The organism is Streptomyces sp. NPDC002232 (assembly GCF_042890295.1).
In the GTDB taxonomy this organism is placed as follows: domain Bacteria; phylum Actinomycetota; class Actinomycetes; order Streptomycetales; family Streptomycetaceae; genus Streptomyces.
This window is the reverse complement of record NZ_JBIARV010000002.1, coordinates 1222915-1240669: the sequence shown is the minus strand read 5'-3', so window position 1 is coordinate 1240669 and position 17755 is coordinate 1222915. Positions and strand designations below refer to the sequence as shown.

Sequence of the window (17755 nt, the reverse complement as noted above, 5' to 3'; positions counted from 1 at the left end):
TCGTCCGCAGCGGAGCGGCGGGGCGCGCGGCGTGGAGCGGCGCGGGCACGTGCGGGCCCCCCGTGACTGACACGGTGCCCCCCGGTGGCGTACGCTCGACGGCTGCCCAGTGCACGTGAGAAGGGGGCCTTAGGTGGCCGCGCAGGAAGCCGTGGACACGGTCGGAGACCGTGAGATCGGTGTCGAGCAGGAACATCTGGATCAGGTCTACCGCCGACTGGAGGAGAAGATCCACGAGGCGGAGTTCCTGATGAACGACGCCGCCCAGCGGGGCCAGGTCGGCACGCCCGGCGCCCTCGCCGAGCGGGACGCCCAGGTCTTCCGGGCCGGCATCCACCTCAACCGGCTCAACAACGAGTTCGAGGACTTCCTCTTCGGCCGGATCGACCTCCTGTACGGGAAGGACGGAAAGAAGGGCCCCGACGGGGCCTACACCTCCGTCGAGCCCGCCGAGGACGCCGTACGGCCCGACAACACCGCCGACATCGGCGAGACCCTCCACATCGGGCGGATCGGGGTCCTCGACTCCGACTACGCCCCGCTCGTCATCGACTGGCGCGCGCCCGCGGCCGCGCCCTTCTACCGGTCCACCCCCGTCGATCCTGGCCGGGTGGTGCGCCGCCGCGTCATCCGCTCCAAGGGCCGGCAGGTCCTCGGCGTCGAGGACGACCTGATGCGCCCCGAGCTCCGGGCCACCCTCGACGGCCGCGAGCTGGCGGTGATCGGCGACGGCGCCCTGATGGCCGCGCTCGGCCAGGCCCGCAGCCACACCATGCGGGACATCGTGTCCTCCATCCAGGCCGAGCAGGACCTGGTCATCCGCGCGCCCGCCGCCTCGGTCACGTACGTCGAGGGCGGGCCCGGCACCGGGAAGACCGCCGTCGCGCTGCACCGCGCCGCCTACCTGCTCTACCAGGACCGGCGGCGGTACGCGGGCGGCATCCTGATCGTCTCGCCGACCCCGCTCCTCGTCTCGTACACCGAGGGCGTCCTGCCCTCGCTCGGCGAGGAGGGCCAGGTCGCGATCCGCGCCGTCGGCTCGCTCGTCGACGGCGCCGAGGCCACCGCGTACGACGACCCGGCCGTCGCCCGCGTCAAGGGCTCCTCGCGCATGGTGCACGTGCTGCGGAAGGCCGCCAGGGGCGCCCTGGAGACCCCCGCCCCCAAGGCCCAGCCCGAGCTGGGGGAGGAGGAGCCGGTCTCCGCCGGGACCCCCACCCGGCTCCGGGTCGTCGCCTTCGGGCGGCGGCTCGAACTGGAGGCGGACGAGCTGCGCCGCATCCGGCACAACGTGCTCGGCGGCACCGCCCCCGTCAATCTGCTCCGGCCGCGCGCCCGCAGGCTCCTTCTCGACGCGCTGTACGCCAGGTCCGGCGCCGTCGGGCGGCACAGCGACCCGGAACTCGCGGCCGAGCTGCGGTCCTCCTTCGACGAGGACGTGTCCACCGAGGACTCCTTCCTGTCGTTCCTCGACGCCTGGTGGCCCGAGCTCACCCCCCGTCAGGTCCTGGACGCGATGTCCGACGAGCGGCGGCTCGGCCGCTGGGCCCGCCGGATCCTCAACCAGGGCGAGGTGCGGCGGCTCGCGCGCTCGCTGCGCCGCCGGGCGCTCTCCGTCCACGACGTCGCCCTCCTCGACGAGCTGCACACCCTGCTCGGCGCCCCGGCCCGGCCCCGCAGGAAGCGGGAATACGACCCGCTGGACCAGCTCACCGGCCTGGAGGAGCTGATGCCGGTGCGGGAGGAGACCCAGCGGGAGCGGGCCGAGCGGCTCGCCGCCGAGCGCACCGAGTACGCCCACGTGATCGTCGACGAGGCCCAGGACCTGACGCCGATGCAGTGGCGGATGGTCGGCCGGCGCGGCCGGCACGCCACCTGGACGGTCGTCGGCGACCCGGCGCAGTCCTCCTGGTCGGACCCGGACGAGGCCGCGGAGGCCCGGGACGAGGCCCTGGGGTCCCGGCCGAGGCGTCGCTTCGAGCTCACCGTCAACTACCGGAACCCGGCGGAGATCGCCGAGCTCGCCGCGAAGGTCCTGGCGCTCGCCATGCCGGGCAAGGAATCCCCGCGCGCGGTCCGCTCGACGGGCGTCGAACCCCGCTTCGTGACGGTCCCGGCCAAGACTGATCTGGCCGAAACCGTACGGTCCGAGGCGCGGCGGCTGCTCACCGAGGTGGACGGCACGGTCGGTGTCGTCGTCGCCATGAACCGGCGTCAGGAGGCCGCCCGCTGGCTCGCCGACCTGGGCGACCGGGTGGTGGCGCTCGGCTCGCTGGAGGCGAAGGGCCTGGAGTACGACGCGACGGTGGTCGTCTCGCCCGCGGAGATCGCGGACGAGTCGCCGGCCGGTCTGCGGGTGCTCTACGTGGCCCTGACCCGGTCCACGCAGGCGCTGACGGTGCTCTCGGGCGACCGGGACATGCCGGACGGGGACGGGGTCCCGGACCTGCTGCGGGACTGAGCCGCCCGTCCGCCGCGAGGCGGGGCCGCCCGTCCGCCGGGGTACGGCCCCGCCCCGGACGGCGGCGGTCGGCCCCGCGGTCAAGACCGCGGAGCCGATTTCAGGTCAACCTGTGGCGCTGGAATCACCAGCCAGGGTGGTTTGTTAGCCTTGTCGTGGCACCGGCTCGATCCAAGCCCCCGGGCCCAACCTTCGTCCCTCAGAGGGACCACTTGCCGCGAGGCGAGCATGGCGGGTCGGTGCCACTTAGATGTATGTACGAAGTTGAGGCCCCTGTCACCTCCGGGTGACGGGGGCCTCTTCTGTTTCCGGTCAAGTTCTCGTATGGTGGAAACTACTTTCCGAAAACAAAATGACCGCATTACCGGCTACCGGCCGGTAGGTGCGACCATCGGAGGGCGCCGCCAGGGCAACCAGCCGGGGCGGCGTAGCAACGAAGCTCAGGGAAAGCAGAGGAACTCGGCCATGGCAACGGCGCCCAGCGTCTCGTACTCGATGACGGTCAGGCTGGAGGTTCCCGCCAGCGGAACCGCGGTCTCCCAGCTCACCACGGCGGTGGAGTCCCACGGCGGATCCGTCACCGGCCTCGACGTGACCGCCTCCGGCCACGAGAAGCTCCGCATCGACGTCACCATCGCCGCGACCTCCACCGCGCACGCCGACGAGATCGTCGCGCAGCTGCGCACCATCGAGGGCGTCGTCCTCGGCAAGGTCTCCGACCGTACGTTCCTGATGCACCTCGGCGGCAAGATCGAGATGCAGGCGAAGCACCCGATCCGCAACCGTGACGACCTCTCCATGATCTACACCCCGGGCGTCGCCCGCGTGTGCATGGCGATCGCGGAGAACCCCGAGGACGCGCGCCGCCTCACCATCAAGCGCAACACCGTCGCGGTCGTCACCGACGGCTCCGCCGTCCTCGGCCTCGGCAACATCGGCCCGATGGCCGCCATGCCGGTCATGGAGGGCAAGGCGGCCCTGTTCAAGCGCTTCGCCGACATCGACGCCTGGCCGCTCTGCCTCGACACCCAGGACACCGACGAGATCGTCGCGATCGTCAAGGCGATCGCCCCCGGCTTCGCGGGCATCAACCTGGAGGACATCTCCGCGCCCCGCTGCTTCGAGATCGAGGCCCGGCTGCGCGAGGCCCTGGACATCCCCGTCTTCCACGACGACCAGCACGGCACCGCCATCGTCGTCCTCGCGGCGCTCACCAACGCGCTGCGCGTGGTCGGCAAGGGCGTCGGCGACGTACGGGTCGTCATGTCCGGTGCCGGCGCCGCCGGTACGGCCATCCTCAAGCTGCTCCTCGCGGCGGGTGTGAAGCACGCCGTCGTCGCCGACATCCACGGCGTCGTGCACGCGGGCCGTGAGGACCTCGTGGGCGCCCCGGCCGACTCGCCGCTGCGCTGGATCGCCGACAACACCAACCCGGAGGGCGTCACCGGCACCCTCAAGGAGGCCGTCGTCGGCGCGGACGTCTTCATCGGCGTCTCGGCCCCGAACCTGCTCGGCGCCGAGGACGTCGCCGCGATGGCGGAGGGCGCCATCGTGTTCGCGCTCGCGAACCCGGACCCGGAGGTCGACCCGGCCGCCGCGCGGCAGACCGCCGCCGTCGTGGCCACCGGCCGCTCGGACTTCCCGAACCAGATCAACAACGTGCTGGTCTTCCCGGGTGTCTTCCGCGGGCTGCTCGACGCCCAGTCCCGTACCGTCAACACGGAGATGATGCTGGCGGCGGCCTCCGCCCTCGCCGACGTGGTCACCGAGGACGAGCTCAACCCGAACTACATCATCCCGTCGGTCTTCAACGACAAGGTGGCCGGCGCGGTGGCCGGCGCGGTCCGGAACGCGGCGAAGGCCGCGGGCCAGGGCGCGGCGCCGTCCGGGCGCTGACGGCGCGTCGCGATTCGCGGAGCCGTAAACCCGCCTTTAGGGTGGCTTTTCGGCTCCGCGTGGTTTTCGCGGTGTCGACAGAACGTCACCACCACGGGGCTCTGGCGCTTTTCGTGTGACCCGCGGGGGTGCCGGATTGGCGTTCCCGCCGCTGGTGGGGGCAGGATGCGTGTTTGGGCGCGAGGGTCTGTCATTTGACCCGGGTCCGGGGACTGTCCGAGGGCCCTGGCAGCATCGGCTTCGCTGTACCCAATCGCGCGGCTTCCGCCGCGTGGCACGCCTCACAGGCAAGAAGAACACGGGAGTAACAACATGAACCGCAGTGAGCTGGTGGCCGCCCTGGCCGACCGCGCCGAGGTGACCCGCAAGGACGCCGACGCCGTGCTGGCCGCTCTCGCCGAGACCGTCGGCGAGGTCGTCGCCAAGGGTGACGAGAAGGTCACCATCCCCGGCTTCCTGACCTTCGAGCGCACCCACCGTGCCGCTCGCACCGCTCGTAACCCGCAGACCGGCGACCCGATCGACATCCCGGCCGGTTACAGCGTGAAGGTCTCCGCGGGCTCGAAGCTCAAGGAAGCCGCCAAGGGCAAGTAAGGCAGCCTGTAGGCGCCGAAAGGGCGGCCACCCTGTCAGGGGGTGGCCGCCCTTTCGTTCGCGCCCGTACGGGCCCGTGACGCCTTCACGCGCCCGCGTGCGGGCGGACGGCGGTCCGGCGGGGCCCCGAGGGGCCCCGCCGGCTCGTGCCTAGACCAGCGCGCTGCCCGGCAGCTCGACCTTCGCGCCCAGCTCGACGAGCTTCTCCATGAAGTTCTCGTAGCCGCGGTTGATCAGGTCGATGCCGTGCACCCGGCTCGTTCCCTGGGCCGCCAGCGCGGCGATCAGGTACGAGAAGCCGCCGCGCAGGTCGGGGATGACCAGGTCGGCGCCCTGGAGCTTGGTCGGGCCGGACACGACCGCGGAGTGCAGGAAGTTCCGCTGGCCGAAGCGGCAGTCGGAGCCGCCCAGGCACTCGCGGTACAGCTGGATGTGGGCACCCATCTGGTTCAGCGCGGAGGTGAAGCCGAGCCGGGACTCGTACACCGTCTCGTGGACGATCGACAGGCCGGAGGCCTGCGTCAGGGCCACCACCAGCGGCTGCTGCCAGTCCGTCTGGAAGCCCGGGTGCACGTCCGTCTCCAGGGCGATCGCGTTGAGTGAGCCGCCCGGGTGCCAGAAGCGGATGCCCTCGTCGTCGATCTCGAAGGCGCCGCCGACCTTCCGGTACGTGTTGAGGAAGGTCATCATCGAGCGCTGCTGGGCGCCGCGCACGTAGATGTTGCCCTCGGTCGCCAGCGCCGCCGACGCCCAGGAGGCCGCCTCCAGGCGGTCCGGGAGCGCCCGGTGGGTGTAGCCGTCGAGCCTGTCGACACCGGTGATCGTGATGGTCCGGTCGGTGTTGATCGAGATGATCGCGCCCATCTTCTGCAGGACGCAGATCAGGTCCTCGATCTCGGGCTCCACGGCCGCGTTCGACAGCTCGGTGACGCCCTCGGCGAGGACGGCGGTGAGCAGCACCTGCTCGGTCGAGCCGACCGAGGGGTACGGCAGGCGGATCTTGCAGCCGCGAAGGCGCTGCGGGGCCTCCAGGTACTGCCCGTCCGCCCGCTTCTCGATGGTCGCGCCGAACTGGCGGAGCACGTCGAAGTGGAAGTCGATGGGCCGGCCGCCGATGTCGCAGCCGCCCAGGCCCGGGATGAAGGCGTGGCCGAGGCGGTGCAGCAGCGGGCCGCAGAAGAGGATCGGGATGCGCGACGAACCGGCGTGGGCGTCGATGTCGGCCACGTTGGCCGACTCGACGTGCGTCGGGTCGAGGACGAGCTCGCCGGGCTCCTCACCGGGCCGGACCGTCACTCCGTGCAGCTGGAGCAGTCCGCGGACCACGCGGACGTCACGGATGTCGGGCACGTTGCGCAGACGGCTGGGGCCGCTGCCGAGCAGGGCGGCGACCATCGCCTTGGGCACGAGGTTCTTCGCGCCGCGGACGCGGATCTCGCCCTCCAGCGGGGTGCCGCCGTGGACAAGCAGGACATCGTCAGTGCCGGTCATGAATCTCGCGTTCCGAAAGTGGGGTCCGACGGGTGGCCAGAGAAAAGGGTAAGGGGCCATGAGACCCCGATCGGGTGCCTCGGGGGGCCTGTCAGATGTAATGAATTCGGCACAACACCCTCTGTTCCCGTGATCTTGCGGAGCGTCACCGTCCGCTTGTCCTCGCGGGGTGCCCCGGGGCCGTCACCGCACCCCTGCCGAACAGCATTGGTCCCCGGCTTCCCCGCATCCCCTCCGACAACCCCCGCGAACGCCGAACATGCGGGATCATGTGTCGCATGACCGAGGTGTCCTCGCTCACAGGACGGCTTCTCGTGGCCACCCCCGCGCTGGCGGACCCGAACTTCGACCGCGCGGTCGTCCTGCTGCTCGACCACGACGACGAGGGGTCGCTCGGGGTCGTCCTCAACCGCCCCACGCCGGTGACCGTCGGTGACATCCTCGCCCCCTGGGCCGCCCACACGGGTGAACCCGGCGTCGTCTTCCAGGGCGGACCCGTCTCGCTCGACGCGGCCCTCGGCGTCGCCGTCATCCCCGGTGACGAGGGCCCCCTCGGCTGGCGGCGGGTGTTCGGCGCGATCGGCCTGGTCGACCTGGAGACCCCTCCCGAGCTGCTCGGACCGGCGCTCGGCTCGCTGCGGATCTTCGCGGGCTACGCGGGCTGGGGCCCCGGACAGCTGGAGTCCGAGCTCGGCGACGGTGCCTGGTACGTGGTCGAGTCGGAGCCCGGCGACGTCTCCTCGCCCCGCCCCGAGGCGCTCTGGCGCCAGGTGCTGCGACGCCAGCGCGGCGAGCTCGCGATGATCGCGACGTACCCGGACGACCCGTCCCTCAACTGAGGCCCCGGCTTTCAGTACCCTTGGCGGTTATGAGCACTCTCGAGCCCGAGCGCGGGGCAGGTACGGGAACCCTCGTCGAGCCGACGCCGCAGGTTTCCCATGGTGACGGCGACCACGAGCGCTACGCCCATTACGTCCAGAAGGACAAGATCATGGCGAGCGCGCTCGACGGCACGCCCGTCGTGGCGCTGTGCGGAAAGGTCTGGGTGCCGGGGCGCGACCCCAAGAAGTACCCGGTCTGTCCGATGTGCAAGGAGATCTACGACTCCATGGGCGCCGGCGGCGGCGACAAGGACAAGGGCGGCAAGGACAAGTAGGCGGGTCCTGACGTCGGGAACGGCCCCCGTCACACGCACCGAGGTGCGCGTGACGGGGGCCGTTCCGCGTTTCCGGGGCCCGCGTGCGCGTTGCACGGGGTGCTTTCGCCGGTCACGGAGTGGTTGAGGTGGTCGAGACCTCTTGTCGGCCCGCCGGGGACGCGCCTAACCTCACGCGTGTTGTGGAGCACGAAACGCCCATTGCACATGATGCAACGCATGCATCCGGAGGGGATCCGCATGAAGTCCGCCCTGAAGCGTCCCGCCCTCCCCCGAGCGCTCGGCCCCGGCCGAGCGGGGGGCACCCCCGTCACCGCCGCCGCGCTCCTGCTGGCCGCCCTCACCGCCACCGCCTGCGCGCCCCAGACGTCCGGCGGCCCCGCCGCGGCCGACGACACGAGCGGGACCCTGCGCGTCTGGCTCTTCCAGGAGGTGGGCAACAAGCCCAAGGAACAGGTCGTCCAGCAGGCCGTCGCCGCCTTCGAGAAGAGCCACGAGGGCGCGAAGGTCGAGGTCGAGTACATCCCCGTCGAGACCCGCGCCCAGCGCGTCAAGGCCGCCTTCAACGACCCGAAGTCCGCGCCCGACCTCATCGAGTACGGCAACACCGACACCGCCGGATACGTCAAGGACGGCGGACTCGCCGACATCAGCGCCGACTTCGCCGCCTGGGACGAGGCCAAGGACACCGACCCCACCGCCCGGCAGTCCGTCACCGTCGCCGGCAAGGTCTACGGCGCCCCGCTCTTCGTCGGCGTCCGCGCGCTCTACTACCGCACCGACGTGTTCCGGGAGCTCGGCCTCACCGCCCCCAAGAGCCAGGCCGAACTCGTCTCCACCGCCAAGAAGATCCGCAAGGCGAAGCCCGAGCTGTACGGCATCGCCGTCGGCGGCGCCTACACCTACGGGGCCATGCCCTTCGTCTGGGCCGCCGGCGGCGAACTCGCCACCGCGAACGGCGCCGCCTACCGGGCCGCCGTCGACAGCGAAGCCGCCCGCAAGGGCATCGGCACGTACACCTCGCTCTTCGGCGACGACAACTGCCCGGCCGCCAAGTGCGCCCAGATGGGCGGCAACGCCACCGTCACCGCCTTCGCCTCCGGCAAGGCCGGGATGGCCATCGGCGGCGACTTCAGCCACGCCGCCGTCGAGGCCGGCACCGTGAAGGGCAAGTACGCCGTCGTCCCGCTGCCCGGCACCACCCCCGGCTCCATCGCCCCCGCCTTCGCCGGCGGCAACAACATCGGCGTCCTGAAGAGCACCTCCCACCGCACCCTCGCCGTCGACCTCCTCAAGTCCCTCACCGGCAAGGAGACCCAGGGCCGGCTGTTCGACGCGATGGGCTTCCTGCCCACGTACACCGACGTCCGCACCGCCGCCGCCGAACGCCGGCCCTTCGTGAAGCCCTTCATCGACACCCTCGGCGCGGGCACCAAATTCGTCCCGGCGTCCCCCGGCTGGGGCCAGATCGACGCCTCCCTCGTCCTGCCCACGATGTTCCAGGAGGTCGTCAGCGGCCGTAAGGACGTCGCGACCGCCTCCACCGACGCCGCGAAGAAGATGGACGCGGCCTTCGCGGACGCGGGCTGAGCCACATGACCACGACCCAGCTCGACCGTCCCGCCGCACCGGCGAAGACGGCTCCCCGGACCCCCCGCGCCCCCCGGCGCACCAGCCCCTGGACCCCCTGGCTCTACCTGCTGCCCGCCCTCGCCGTCCTCGGCGGACTCCTCGTCTACCCCGTCTACCAGCTCGGCCTGATCTCCTTCCTGGAGTACACCCAGGCCCAGGTCAGCGGCGGCGAGCCCACCTCCTTCCAGGGGTTCGCCAACTACACCGCCCTCTTCGGCGACCCCCAGTTCCGTCAGGTGCTGCTCGCCACCGTCGTCTTCGCCGCCGCCTGCGTCGTCACCACCCTCGCCGTCGGCTGCTCCCTCGCGGTCCTCCTCACCCGCGTGCGCGCCCTGCCCCGGCTGATCCTGATGCTGGCCGCGCTCGGCGCCTGGGCGACCCCCGCCGTCACCGGCTCCACCGTCTGGGTCTTCCTCTTCGACCCCGACTTCGGGCCCGTCAACCGGCTGCTCGGGCTCGGCGACTTCTCCTGGACGTACGGGCGCTACAGCGCCTTCGCCCTCGTCCTCCTCGAAGTCGTCTGGTGCTCGTTCCCCTTCGTGATGGTGACGGTGTACGCCGGCATCCGGGCGATCCCGGCCGAGGTCCTGGAGGCCGCCGCCCTCGACGGCGCCTCGCAGTGGCGCATCTGGCGCTCGGTCATGGCCCCGGTGCTCCGCCCGATCCTGGTCGTCGTCACCATCCAGTCGATCATCTGGGACTTCAAGCTCTTCACCCAGATCTACGTGATGACGAACGGCGGCGGCATCGCCGGCCAGAACCTCGTCCTCAACGTGTACGCCTACCAGAAGGCCTTCGCCTCGTCCCAGTACAGCCTGGGCTCGGCGATCGGCGTCGTCATGCTGCTGATCCTGCTGGCCGTGACGCTGGTCTACCTGCGCCTGCTGCGACGCCAGGGAGAAGAACTGTGACCACCTCCCGCACGTTCCGCGTCCGGCGCCCCGGGCGCCTCGCCGCCGAGGCCGTCACGCTGCTCGTCGCCGCCGCCGTCGCCTTCCCGCTGTACTGGATGGTCCTCTCGGCCCTGAAACCGGCCGGCGAGATCCAGTCGGCCCACCCCAGGCCGTGGACGCTGTCCCCGTCCCTCGACTCCTTCCGGCGCGTCTTCGAGCAGCAGGACTTCGGCCGGTACTTCGTCAACTCGCTGATCGTCGCGGGCACGGTCGTCCTCGCCTCGGCCCTCATCGCCTTCCTCGCGGCGACGGCCGTCACCCGCTTCCGCTTCCGGTTCCGCACGACGCTGCTCGTCATGTTCCTCGTCGCCCAGATGGTGCCGGTCGAGGCGCTGACCATCCCGCTGTTCTTCCTCATGCGGGACTTCGGCCAGCTCAACACCCTCGGCTCACTGATCCTGCCGCACCTCGCGTTCTCGCTGCCGTTCGCGATCTGGATGCTGCGCGGCTTCGTGAAGGCCGTCCCGGAGGCGCTGGAGGAACAGGCCCAGATCGACGGAGCGAGCCGCACCCGCTTCCTGTGGCAGATCCTCTTCCCGCTGGTCTTCCCCGGCCTCGTGGCGACGAGCGTCTTCTCGTTCATCTCGACCTGGAACGACTTCCTCTTCGCGAAGTCCTTCCTCATCAGCGACACCTCGCAGTCGACCCTGCCGATGGCGCTGCTCGTCTTCTTCAAGCCCGACGAGAACGACTGGGGAGGAATCATGGCCGGGTCGACCGTGATGACGATCCCGGTGCTCGTCTTCTTCGTACTCGTACAGCGCCGCCTGGTCTCCGGACTCGGCGGGGCGGTGAAGGACTGACGCGATGACCCCTCCCGACGCCCCGCACCTGATCCCCGCACCCCTCGCCGCCGAACAGCGCGACGGGCGCCTCGCGCTCGACGAGCGGACCACCCTCGACGCCGGACCCGGCACCGAGTCCACCGCCCGCTGGCTGCGGACCGCGCTCGGCGCCGCCACCGGGCTGCCCCTCGCCGACGGAGCCGGTCCGCACGCCATCCGCCTGCGCACCGGCACCGGACACCCCGAGGGCTACCGGCTGACGACCGGCGGCCCGGACGCCGCCGTCGCCATCGAGGGCGGCGGCCCCGCAGGGGTCTTCTGGGGCGCCCAGACCCTACGCCAGCTCCTCGGCCCCGACGCGTACCGCAGGGCGCCCGTGCGAGGGGGGTCCGCCCGCGACCTCCCGCGCGTCACGATCGAGGACGCGCCCCGCTTCGGCTGGCGCGGCCTCCTCCTCGACGTCTCCCGGCACTTCCTGCCCAAGGAGGACGTCCTGCGCTACCTCGACCTCCTCGCCGCCCACAAGCTGAACGTCTTCCACTTCCACCTCACCGACGACCAGGGCTGGCGGATCGAGATCGAGCGCCACCCCCGGCTCACCGAGGTCGGCGCCTGGCGCGCCCGGACCAAGTGGGGCCACCGGGCCTCGCCGCTGTGGACCGACACCCCGCACGGCGGGTTCTACACCCAGGACGACATCCGCGAGATCGTCGCCCACGCCGCCGAGCGGCACATCACCGTCGTCCCCGAGATCGACCTCCCCGGCCACGCGCAGGCCGCCATCGCCGCCTACCCCGAGCTCGGCAACACCGACGTCGTCGACACCGCCGCCCTCACCGTCTGGGACACCTGGGGCGTCAACCCCAACGTCCTCGCGCCCACCGAGGCCGTCCTCCGCTTCTACGAAGGCGTCTTCGAGGAGGTCCTCGACCTCTTCCCGGCAGCCGTGTCGCCCTTCGTCCACGTCGGCGGCGACGAGTGCCCCAAGGACCAGTGGAAGGCCTCCCCGACCGCCCAGGCCCGCATCAAGGAGCTCGGCCTCGCCGACGAGAACGAGCTCCAGTCCTGGTTCATCCGCCACTTCGACCGCTGGCTCGCCGCCCGCGGCCGCCGCCTCATCGGCTGGGACGAGATCCTGGAGGGCGGCCTCGCCGACGGCGCCGCCGTGTCCTCCTGGCGGGGCTACGCGGGCGGCATCGCCGCCGCCGAGGCCGGCCACGACGTCGTCATGTGCCCCGAGCAGCACGTGTACCTGGACCACCGTCAGGCCCCGGGCGACGACGAGCCGGTGCCCATCGGCTACGTCCGCACCCTGGAGGACGTCTACCGCTTCGAACCCGTTCCGCCCGGGCTCTCCCCGGAGGCCGCCGCCCACATCCTGGGAACCCAGGCCAACGTGTGGACCGAGGTGATGGAGAACCGCTCCCGCGTCGACTACCAGGTCTTCCCGCGCCTGGCCGCCTTCGCCGAGGTCGCCTGGTCCGCGCTGCCCGCGCCCCCCGCGCGCGACTACGCCGGGTTCGAGCGCCGCATGACCACCCACTACCGGCGCCTGGAGGCGCTCGGCGTCGACCACCGCCCGCCCGCCGGACCCCACCCCTGGCAACGGCGCCCGGGGGTCATCGGCCGCCCCCTGGAGGGCACGCCCCCGAACGTGTGAGGGACCCGCCGCCGCCCGCTCCCCACCCGGTCGCCCAAGGGCGGCGAAACGGAAGTCACCGCCCCACCCGGTGCGTCCCGGACGGAACAGTCCTTCGCGGACCCTCGCGCCGGACTCCTCGGAAGATGTGCCAGAGTTGCCACGTCCGGCCTGTGAGCACGTACGGTACGCCCACACGCAGGCACGTCGTACCGCCCGCTCGCAGGCGCGACGGCCGGGCACAGTCGGGGACCACCGGGACACCGGGAAGGGGCAGCGGGTTGACCACGCACGCACCACAGACGGCGCAGTCCGTGACGCTGCCCGCCTCGCTCGACGAGGCCGTGGCGGCGCTCACGGCCATGCCGGCCGCCGTGCCCGTCGCCGGCGGCACCGACCTCATGGCCGCCGTGAACAAGGGCCAGCTCCGCCCCGCCGGACTCGTCGGACTGAGCCGCATCAACGAGATCCGCGGCTGGCAGTACCAGGACGGCCACGCCCTCCTCGGCGCCGGCCTCACCCACGCCCGGATGGGCCGCCCCGACTTCGCCGCCCTCATCCCGGCCCTCGCCGCCGCCTCCCGCGCCGCCGGACCGCCCCAGATCCGCAACGCGGGCACCCTCGGCGGCAACATCGTCACCGCCGCGCCCACCGGCGACTCGCTGCCCGTCCTCGCCGCCCTGGAGGCCGACCTCGTCGTCCTCGGCCCGCTCGGCAGCCGCGAGATCCCCGTCTCCCACCTCCTCGCCGGCCGCGACCTGCTCGCCCCCGGCGAACTCGTCGCCTTCGTCCGCGTCCCGCTGCTCCACGCCCCCCAGGTCTTCGTGAAGGCCACCGGCCGCACCGGCCCGGCCCGCGCCACCGCCTCCGTCGCCGTCGTCCTCGACCCGGCGCGGCGCGGCGTGCGCTGCGCGGTCGGCGCCGTCGCGCCCATGCCGCTGCGCCCGCTGGAGGCCGAGCGCTGGATCGCCTCGCTGGTGGACTGGGACAACGACCGGGGGCTCGCCCCGGAGGCGCTCGCGGCCTTCGGCGAGTACGTCGCCGCCGCGTGCATCCCCGATCCGCCGGGCGACGAACAGCTGCCCCCGGCCGTACTGCACCTGCGGCGCACCGTCGCCGCACTCGCCCGACGGGCACTGGGGAGGGCTCTGGCATGAGCGACGCGGACAAGGGTCAGACGGGTGGCTGGGAGCCGATCCCGCAGAGCGAGGGCTACGACGGCGACGCGACCGCCTTCGTGCAGCTGCCGCCCGACTTCATGCTGGACGGCGTCCCCCTGGAGGCCCCGGGCCACGGCTACGTACCGCCGATGATCACCCCGCTCCAGCCGCTGGCCCCGGCCCCCGCGCCGGACCCGGCGGCGACGGGCAACTGGACGGTGCACGTCCCGACCGAGGCGCAGCAGACGCAGTACTTCACGGGCGGCGAGTACGGGGAGGGCGCGTACCAGGACGGTTCCTTCCGGGAGGGCTCGTACGAGGACGGGTCGCGTCGGGAGGGCTCGTACGAGGGCGGGTCCTTCGGGGAGCGTGCTTACGAGGACGGGTCGCTTCGGGAGGGCTCGTTCCAGGAAGGCGCTTTCCAGGAGGGCCCGTTCGAGGAGCGCTCGTTCGAGGACGGCTCGGTCGGGGGCGGTTCGGGCGGAGGCGGCTCCTTCGAGGACGGCTCCTTCCGGGGCGGCGAGCGCTTCCAGCCGCCCGCGTACGTCGAGAACGCCGTCGAGCACGTCGACACCGTGGAGCAGGACCCGCACGCGACGGCCGAGTGGCGTTTCGAGGGCGCCGGGGCGCCGGCCGCCGACCCTGGCGGCACGGGCCAGTGGCAGATCCCGGCCGTGACGGAGGACGGCCCCCGGACCGGGGGGACACCGGCCTCGTACGCGGAGGCCCCCGCGACGCTGCCGGGCGGCGCGCCCGCGCCGTGGGCGGTGGCGGAGGAGCCGAAGGCTGCCCCGGAGGAGGCGGCGACGGCCCTGGAGGAGCCGGCGGAGGAGACCGAGGACGGCGGGGAGTCGGCGGGGGAGGCCGAGCGGGAGCCCGCGCAGGCGGAATCCGAGGCCGTGACCGAGACCGTGCGCGGAGACGGACCGGCGCCCGCGCAGGAGTTCGTGCCGGAGTCCGTGCAGGAGTTCGCGCAGGATTCCGTACCGCAGGACGGAGCGGACGACGCGGCCCCGGATGCCGCCCCGGCTCCCGAGCACGCGGTCCCCGCCCCCGCCCTGCCCGTCGACGCGTCCACGGACAGCGACGAGCACCCCCACACCTCGTACACCCTGCGGGTCAACGGCACCGACCGCCCCGTCACCGGGTCCTGGATCGGCGAGTCGCTGCTCTACGTCCTGCGCGAGCGCCTCGGCCTCGCCGGGGCCAAGGACGGCTGCTCGCAGGGCGAGTGCGGCGCCTGCAACGTGCAGGTCGACGGGCGGCTCGTGGCCTCCTGCCTGGTGCCCGCGGCGACCGCCGCCGGGAGCGAGGTGCGGACCGTGGAGGGCCTCGCGACCGACGGCGAGCCCTCGGACGTGCAGCGGGCGATGGCCCGCTGCGGCACCGTCCAGTGCGGCTTCTGCATCCCCGGCATGTGCATGACCGTGCACGACCTCCTGGAGGGCAACCACGCCCCCACGGAGCTGGAGACCCGCCAGGCCCTCGCCGGCAACCTCTGCCGCTGCTCCGGCTACCGGGGCGTGCTCGACGCCGTCCGCGACGTCGTCGCCGAGCGCGAGGCCGCCGCCCAGGCCGGAGCGCCCGAGACGGCCGGCGAGCCCCGTGTCCCGCACCAGATTCCCCACCCGCACGACGGAGGCATGGCGTGAGCAGCGACGCGACCACCGCCGTTCCCACGGCTCTCGACATCCCCGGGGGCCCCGGCCAGGAGCCGTCCGCGCACGGCCTCGGCACCTCGCTGCCGCAGGCCGAGGCGCGGGCGAAGACCGAGGGGACGTTCCCGTACGCCTCCGACCTCTGGGCCGAGGGGCTGCTCTGGGCGGCGATCCTGCGCTCGCCGCACCCGCACGCCAGGATCGTGTCGATCGACACCACGGCGGCGGCGGCCATGCCGGGCGTCCGGGCCGTGGTGACGGCCGCCGACGTGCCGGGCGCGGCCACCTACGGGCGGCGCGTCGCCGACCGGCCCGTCTTCGCCTCCGACCTGGTCCGGCACCACGGCGAGGCCCTCGCGGCCGTCGCCGCCGACCACCCGGACACGGCCCGGCTCGCCGCGGCGGCGATCGACGTCGAATACGAGGTGCTCGAACCGGTCACGGACCCCGAGAAGGCCTTCGAGGCCGAGGCGCTGCACCCCGACGGAAACCTGATCCGGCACATCCCGCTGCGCTTCGGCGACCCGGAGGCCGCGGGCGAGATCGTCGTCGAGGGCCTGTACCGGATCGGCCGCCAGGACCCCGCGCCGATCGGCGCCGAGGCCGGGCTCGCCGTGCCGCGCCCCGACGGGGGCGTGGAGCTCTACACGGCCTCCACCGACCCGCACACCGACCGGGACCTGGCCGCCGCCTGCTTCGGGCTGCCGCCCGGGCAGGTCAAGCTGGTCGTCACCGGAGTCCCCGGCGCCACCGGCGACCGCGAGGACCCCGGCTTCCAGATCCCGCTGGGCCTGCTCGCCCTGCGTACCGGCTGCCCGGTGAAACTCACCGCCACGCGCGAGGAGTCGTTCCTCGGCCACGCCCACCGCCACCCCACCCTGCTGCGCTACCGCCACCACGCGGACGCGGAGGGGCGCCTGGTGAAGGTGGAGGCGCAGATCCTGCTCGACGCGGGCGCGTACGCGGACTCGTCGTCGGAGTCGCTCGCGGCGGCGGTGGCCTTCGCCTGCGGTCCGTACGTGGTGCCGCACGCCTTCGTGGAAGGCTGGGCGGTCCGCACCAACAACCCCCCCTCCGGCCATGTGCGGGGCGAGGGCGCGATGCAGGTGTGCGCGGCGTACGAGGCCCAGATGGACAAGCTGGCCGCGAAGCTGGGCGTGGACCCGGCCGAGCTGCGCATGCGGAACGTCATGGCGACCGGCGACATCCTGCCCACGGGCCAGACGGTGACCTGCCCGGCACCCGTGGCCGAACTGCTCGCGGCGGTGCGGGACTTCCCGCTGCCGGCGCTCCCGAAGGACACCCCGGAGGGCGACTGGCTGCTGCCCGGCGGCCCCGAGGGCGCGGGCGAACCCGGGGCGGTGCGGCGGGGCGTGGGGTACGCGCTCGGCATGGTGCACATGCTGGGGGCGGAGGGCGCCGACGAGGTGTCGACGGCGACCGTGCGCGTCCTGGACGGGGTGGCCACGATCATCTGCTCGGCCGTGGACACGGGCTCGGGCTTCTCGACCCTCGCGCGCCAGATCGTCCAGGAGACCCTCGGCATCGACGAGGTCCACGTGGCCCCCGTCGACACGGACCAGCCGCCGGCCGGGCCGGCCGCGCACGGCCGCCACACCTGGGTCTCCGGAGGCGCCGTCGAGCGCGCCGCGAAGATGGTCCGCACGCAGCTCCTCCAGCCGCTGGCGCACAAGTTCGGCATGTCGACCGAGCTGCTCCAGATCACGGACGGCAAGATCACCTCGTACGACGGCGTCCTGTCGACCACGGTCACCGAGGCGATGGACGGCAAGGAACTCTGGGCGACCGCCCAGTGCCGTCCGCACCCCACGGAGCCCCTGGACGAGTCCGGCCAGGGCGACGCCTTCGTCGGCCTCGCCTTCTGCGCGATCCGCGCGGTCGTGGACGTGGACATCGAGCTGGGCGCGGTGCGCGTGGTGGAGATGGCCGTCGCGCAGGACGTGGGCCGCGTCCTGAACCCCGCCCAGCTCACCGCCCGCATCGAGGCGGGCGTCACCCAGGGCGTCGGCGCGGCCCTCACGGAGAACCTCCGCACGGCCCGCGGTCTGGTCCGCCACCCCGACTTCACGGGGTACGCACTCCCGACATCCCTGGATGCCCCGGACATTCGCATCGTGAAACTCGTCGAGGAACGCGACGTGGTCGCCCCCTTCGGAGCGAAGGCGGCGAGCGCCATCCCGGTCGTCACCTCACCCGCCGCGGTGGCCTCAGCGGTACGCGCGGCGACGGGCCGCCCGGTCAACCGCCTCCCGATCCGCCCCCAGGCGGCGGTGGCCGTGCCCAATTCGTAATCATGTGATGTCCGTTGC

The 17755-nt window shown here is 72.7% G+C and carries 13 protein-coding genes; 12 read left to right on the top strand and 1 reads right to left on the bottom strand.

Features of this window, described 5'->3' with window-relative positions:
* Positions 1 to 133: 133 nt before the first annotated feature.
* The 3 genes from ACFYXU_RS12345 (at position 134) to ACFYXU_RS12335 (ending at position 4951) form a co-directional block, all read left to right on the top strand.
* Entirely contained in the window at positions 134 to 2461 is a 2328-nt protein-coding gene (locus tag ACFYXU_RS12345; RefSeq protein ID WP_389457528.1) for a HelD family protein, read from the top strand.
* A gap of 465 nt (positions 2462 to 2926) precedes the next feature.
* The gene (locus ACFYXU_RS12340; protein WP_329851129.1) at positions 2927 to 4357 is read left to right on the top strand and encodes an NAD-dependent malic enzyme; all 1431 of its coding nucleotides are present in this window, start codon (positions 2927 to 2929) and stop codon (positions 4355 to 4357) included.
* Positions 4358 to 4669: 312 nt separating this feature from the next.
* Complete coding sequence (locus ACFYXU_RS12335; protein WP_015033921.1) at positions 4670 to 4951, top strand: HU family DNA-binding protein; 282 nt, start codon at positions 4670 to 4672, stop codon at positions 4949 to 4951.
* A 150-nt stretch (positions 4952 to 5101) separates the two neighbouring features.
* Here ACFYXU_RS12335 and murA read toward each other — a convergent pair whose 3' ends face one another.
* Positions 5102 to 6442 carry a UDP-N-acetylglucosamine 1-carboxyvinyltransferase gene (murA, locus tag ACFYXU_RS12330; protein ID WP_376507966.1) on the bottom strand — a complete coding sequence of 447 codons (1341 nt, stop codon included), beginning with the start codon at positions 6440 to 6442 and terminating at the stop codon, positions 5102 to 5104.
* Between the two features lie 278 nt (positions 6443 to 6720).
* Between murA and ACFYXU_RS12325 the strand changes: the two genes are divergently transcribed.
* The 9 genes from ACFYXU_RS12325 (at position 6721) to ACFYXU_RS12285 (ending at position 17737) form a co-directional block, all read left to right on the top strand.
* On the top strand, positions 6721 to 7281 hold the full coding sequence (locus ACFYXU_RS12325) for a YqgE/AlgH family protein (protein WP_376507967.1): 561 nt from the start codon (positions 6721 to 6723) through the stop codon (positions 7279 to 7281).
* Positions 7282 to 7310: 29 nt separating this feature from the next.
* Positions 7311 to 7598, top strand: coding sequence for a DUF3039 domain-containing protein (locus ACFYXU_RS12320; RefSeq protein WP_015033918.1), 288 nt, complete (start codon positions 7311 to 7313; stop codon positions 7596 to 7598).
* Positions 7599 to 7838: 240 nt separating this feature from the next.
* Positions 7839 to 9188 carry an extracellular solute-binding protein gene (locus ACFYXU_RS12315; protein WP_389407074.1) on the top strand — a complete coding sequence of 450 codons (1350 nt, stop codon included), beginning with the start codon at positions 7839 to 7841 and terminating at the stop codon, positions 9186 to 9188.
* A gap of 5 nt (positions 9189 to 9193) precedes the next feature.
* Positions 9194 to 10141: a carbohydrate ABC transporter permease gene (locus ACFYXU_RS12310; RefSeq protein WP_389457526.1), complete on the top strand. Its 948-nt coding sequence runs from the start codon at positions 9194 to 9196 to the stop codon at positions 10139 to 10141.
* A complete protein-coding gene (locus ACFYXU_RS12305; RefSeq protein ID WP_376507970.1) occupies positions 10138 to 10986 on the top strand; it encodes a carbohydrate ABC transporter permease in 849 nt (282 codons plus the stop codon). The genes ACFYXU_RS12310 and ACFYXU_RS12305 overlap by 4 nt, the downstream gene beginning before the upstream one ends.
* A gap of 4 nt (positions 10987 to 10990) precedes the next feature.
* Positions 10991 to 12628: a beta-N-acetylhexosaminidase gene (locus ACFYXU_RS12300; RefSeq protein WP_389457524.1), complete on the top strand. Its 1638-nt coding sequence runs from the start codon at positions 10991 to 10993 to the stop codon at positions 12626 to 12628.
* A gap of 260 nt (positions 12629 to 12888) precedes the next feature.
* Entirely contained in the window at positions 12889 to 13764 is an 876-nt protein-coding gene (locus tag ACFYXU_RS12295) for an FAD binding domain-containing protein (protein ID WP_329851119.1), read from the top strand.
* Entirely contained in the window at positions 13761 to 15419 is a 1659-nt protein-coding gene (locus ACFYXU_RS12290; RefSeq protein ID WP_389457522.1) for a 2Fe-2S iron-sulfur cluster-binding protein, read from the top strand. Before ACFYXU_RS12295 ends, ACFYXU_RS12290 begins: the two co-directional genes overlap by 4 nt.
* A complete protein-coding gene (locus tag ACFYXU_RS12285) occupies positions 15416 to 17737 on the top strand; it encodes a xanthine dehydrogenase family protein molybdopterin-binding subunit (RefSeq protein ID WP_376507973.1) in 2322 nt (773 codons plus the stop codon). The genes ACFYXU_RS12290 and ACFYXU_RS12285 overlap by 4 nt, the downstream gene beginning before the upstream one ends.
* The last annotated feature ends 18 nt before the right edge of the window (positions 17738 to 17755 follow it).

What these genes read in the sequence shown, in the direction of transcription:
- ACFYXU_RS12340 (WP_329851129.1), top strand. Translation starts at nt 2,927, where the DNA reads ATGGCAACGGCGCCCAGCGTCTCGTACTCGATGACGGTCAGGCTGGAG.
- ACFYXU_RS12335 (WP_015033921.1), top strand. Translation starts at nt 4,670, where the DNA reads ATGAACCGCAGTGAGCTGGTGGCCGCCCTGGCCGACCGCGCCGAGGTG.
- murA (WP_376507966.1), bottom strand. Translation starts at nt 6,442, where the DNA reads ATGACCGGCACTGACGATGTCCTGCTTGTCCACGGCGGCACCCCGCTG.
- ACFYXU_RS12325 (WP_376507967.1), top strand. Translation starts at nt 6,721, where the DNA reads ATGACCGAGGTGTCCTCGCTCACAGGACGGCTTCTCGTGGCCACCCCC.
- ACFYXU_RS12320 (WP_015033918.1), top strand. Translation starts at nt 7,311, where the DNA reads ATGAGCACTCTCGAGCCCGAGCGCGGGGCAGGTACGGGAACCCTCGTC.
- ACFYXU_RS12315 (WP_389407074.1), top strand. Translation starts at nt 7,839, where the DNA reads ATGAAGTCCGCCCTGAAGCGTCCCGCCCTCCCCCGAGCGCTCGGCCCC.
- ACFYXU_RS12310 (WP_389457526.1), top strand. Translation starts at nt 9,194, where the DNA reads ATGACCACGACCCAGCTCGACCGTCCCGCCGCACCGGCGAAGACGGCT.
- ACFYXU_RS12300 (WP_389457524.1), top strand. Translation starts at nt 10,991, where the DNA reads ATGACCCCTCCCGACGCCCCGCACCTGATCCCCGCACCCCTCGCCGCC.
- ACFYXU_RS12290 (WP_389457522.1), top strand. Translation starts at nt 13,761, where the DNA reads ATGAGCGACGCGGACAAGGGTCAGACGGGTGGCTGGGAGCCGATCCCG.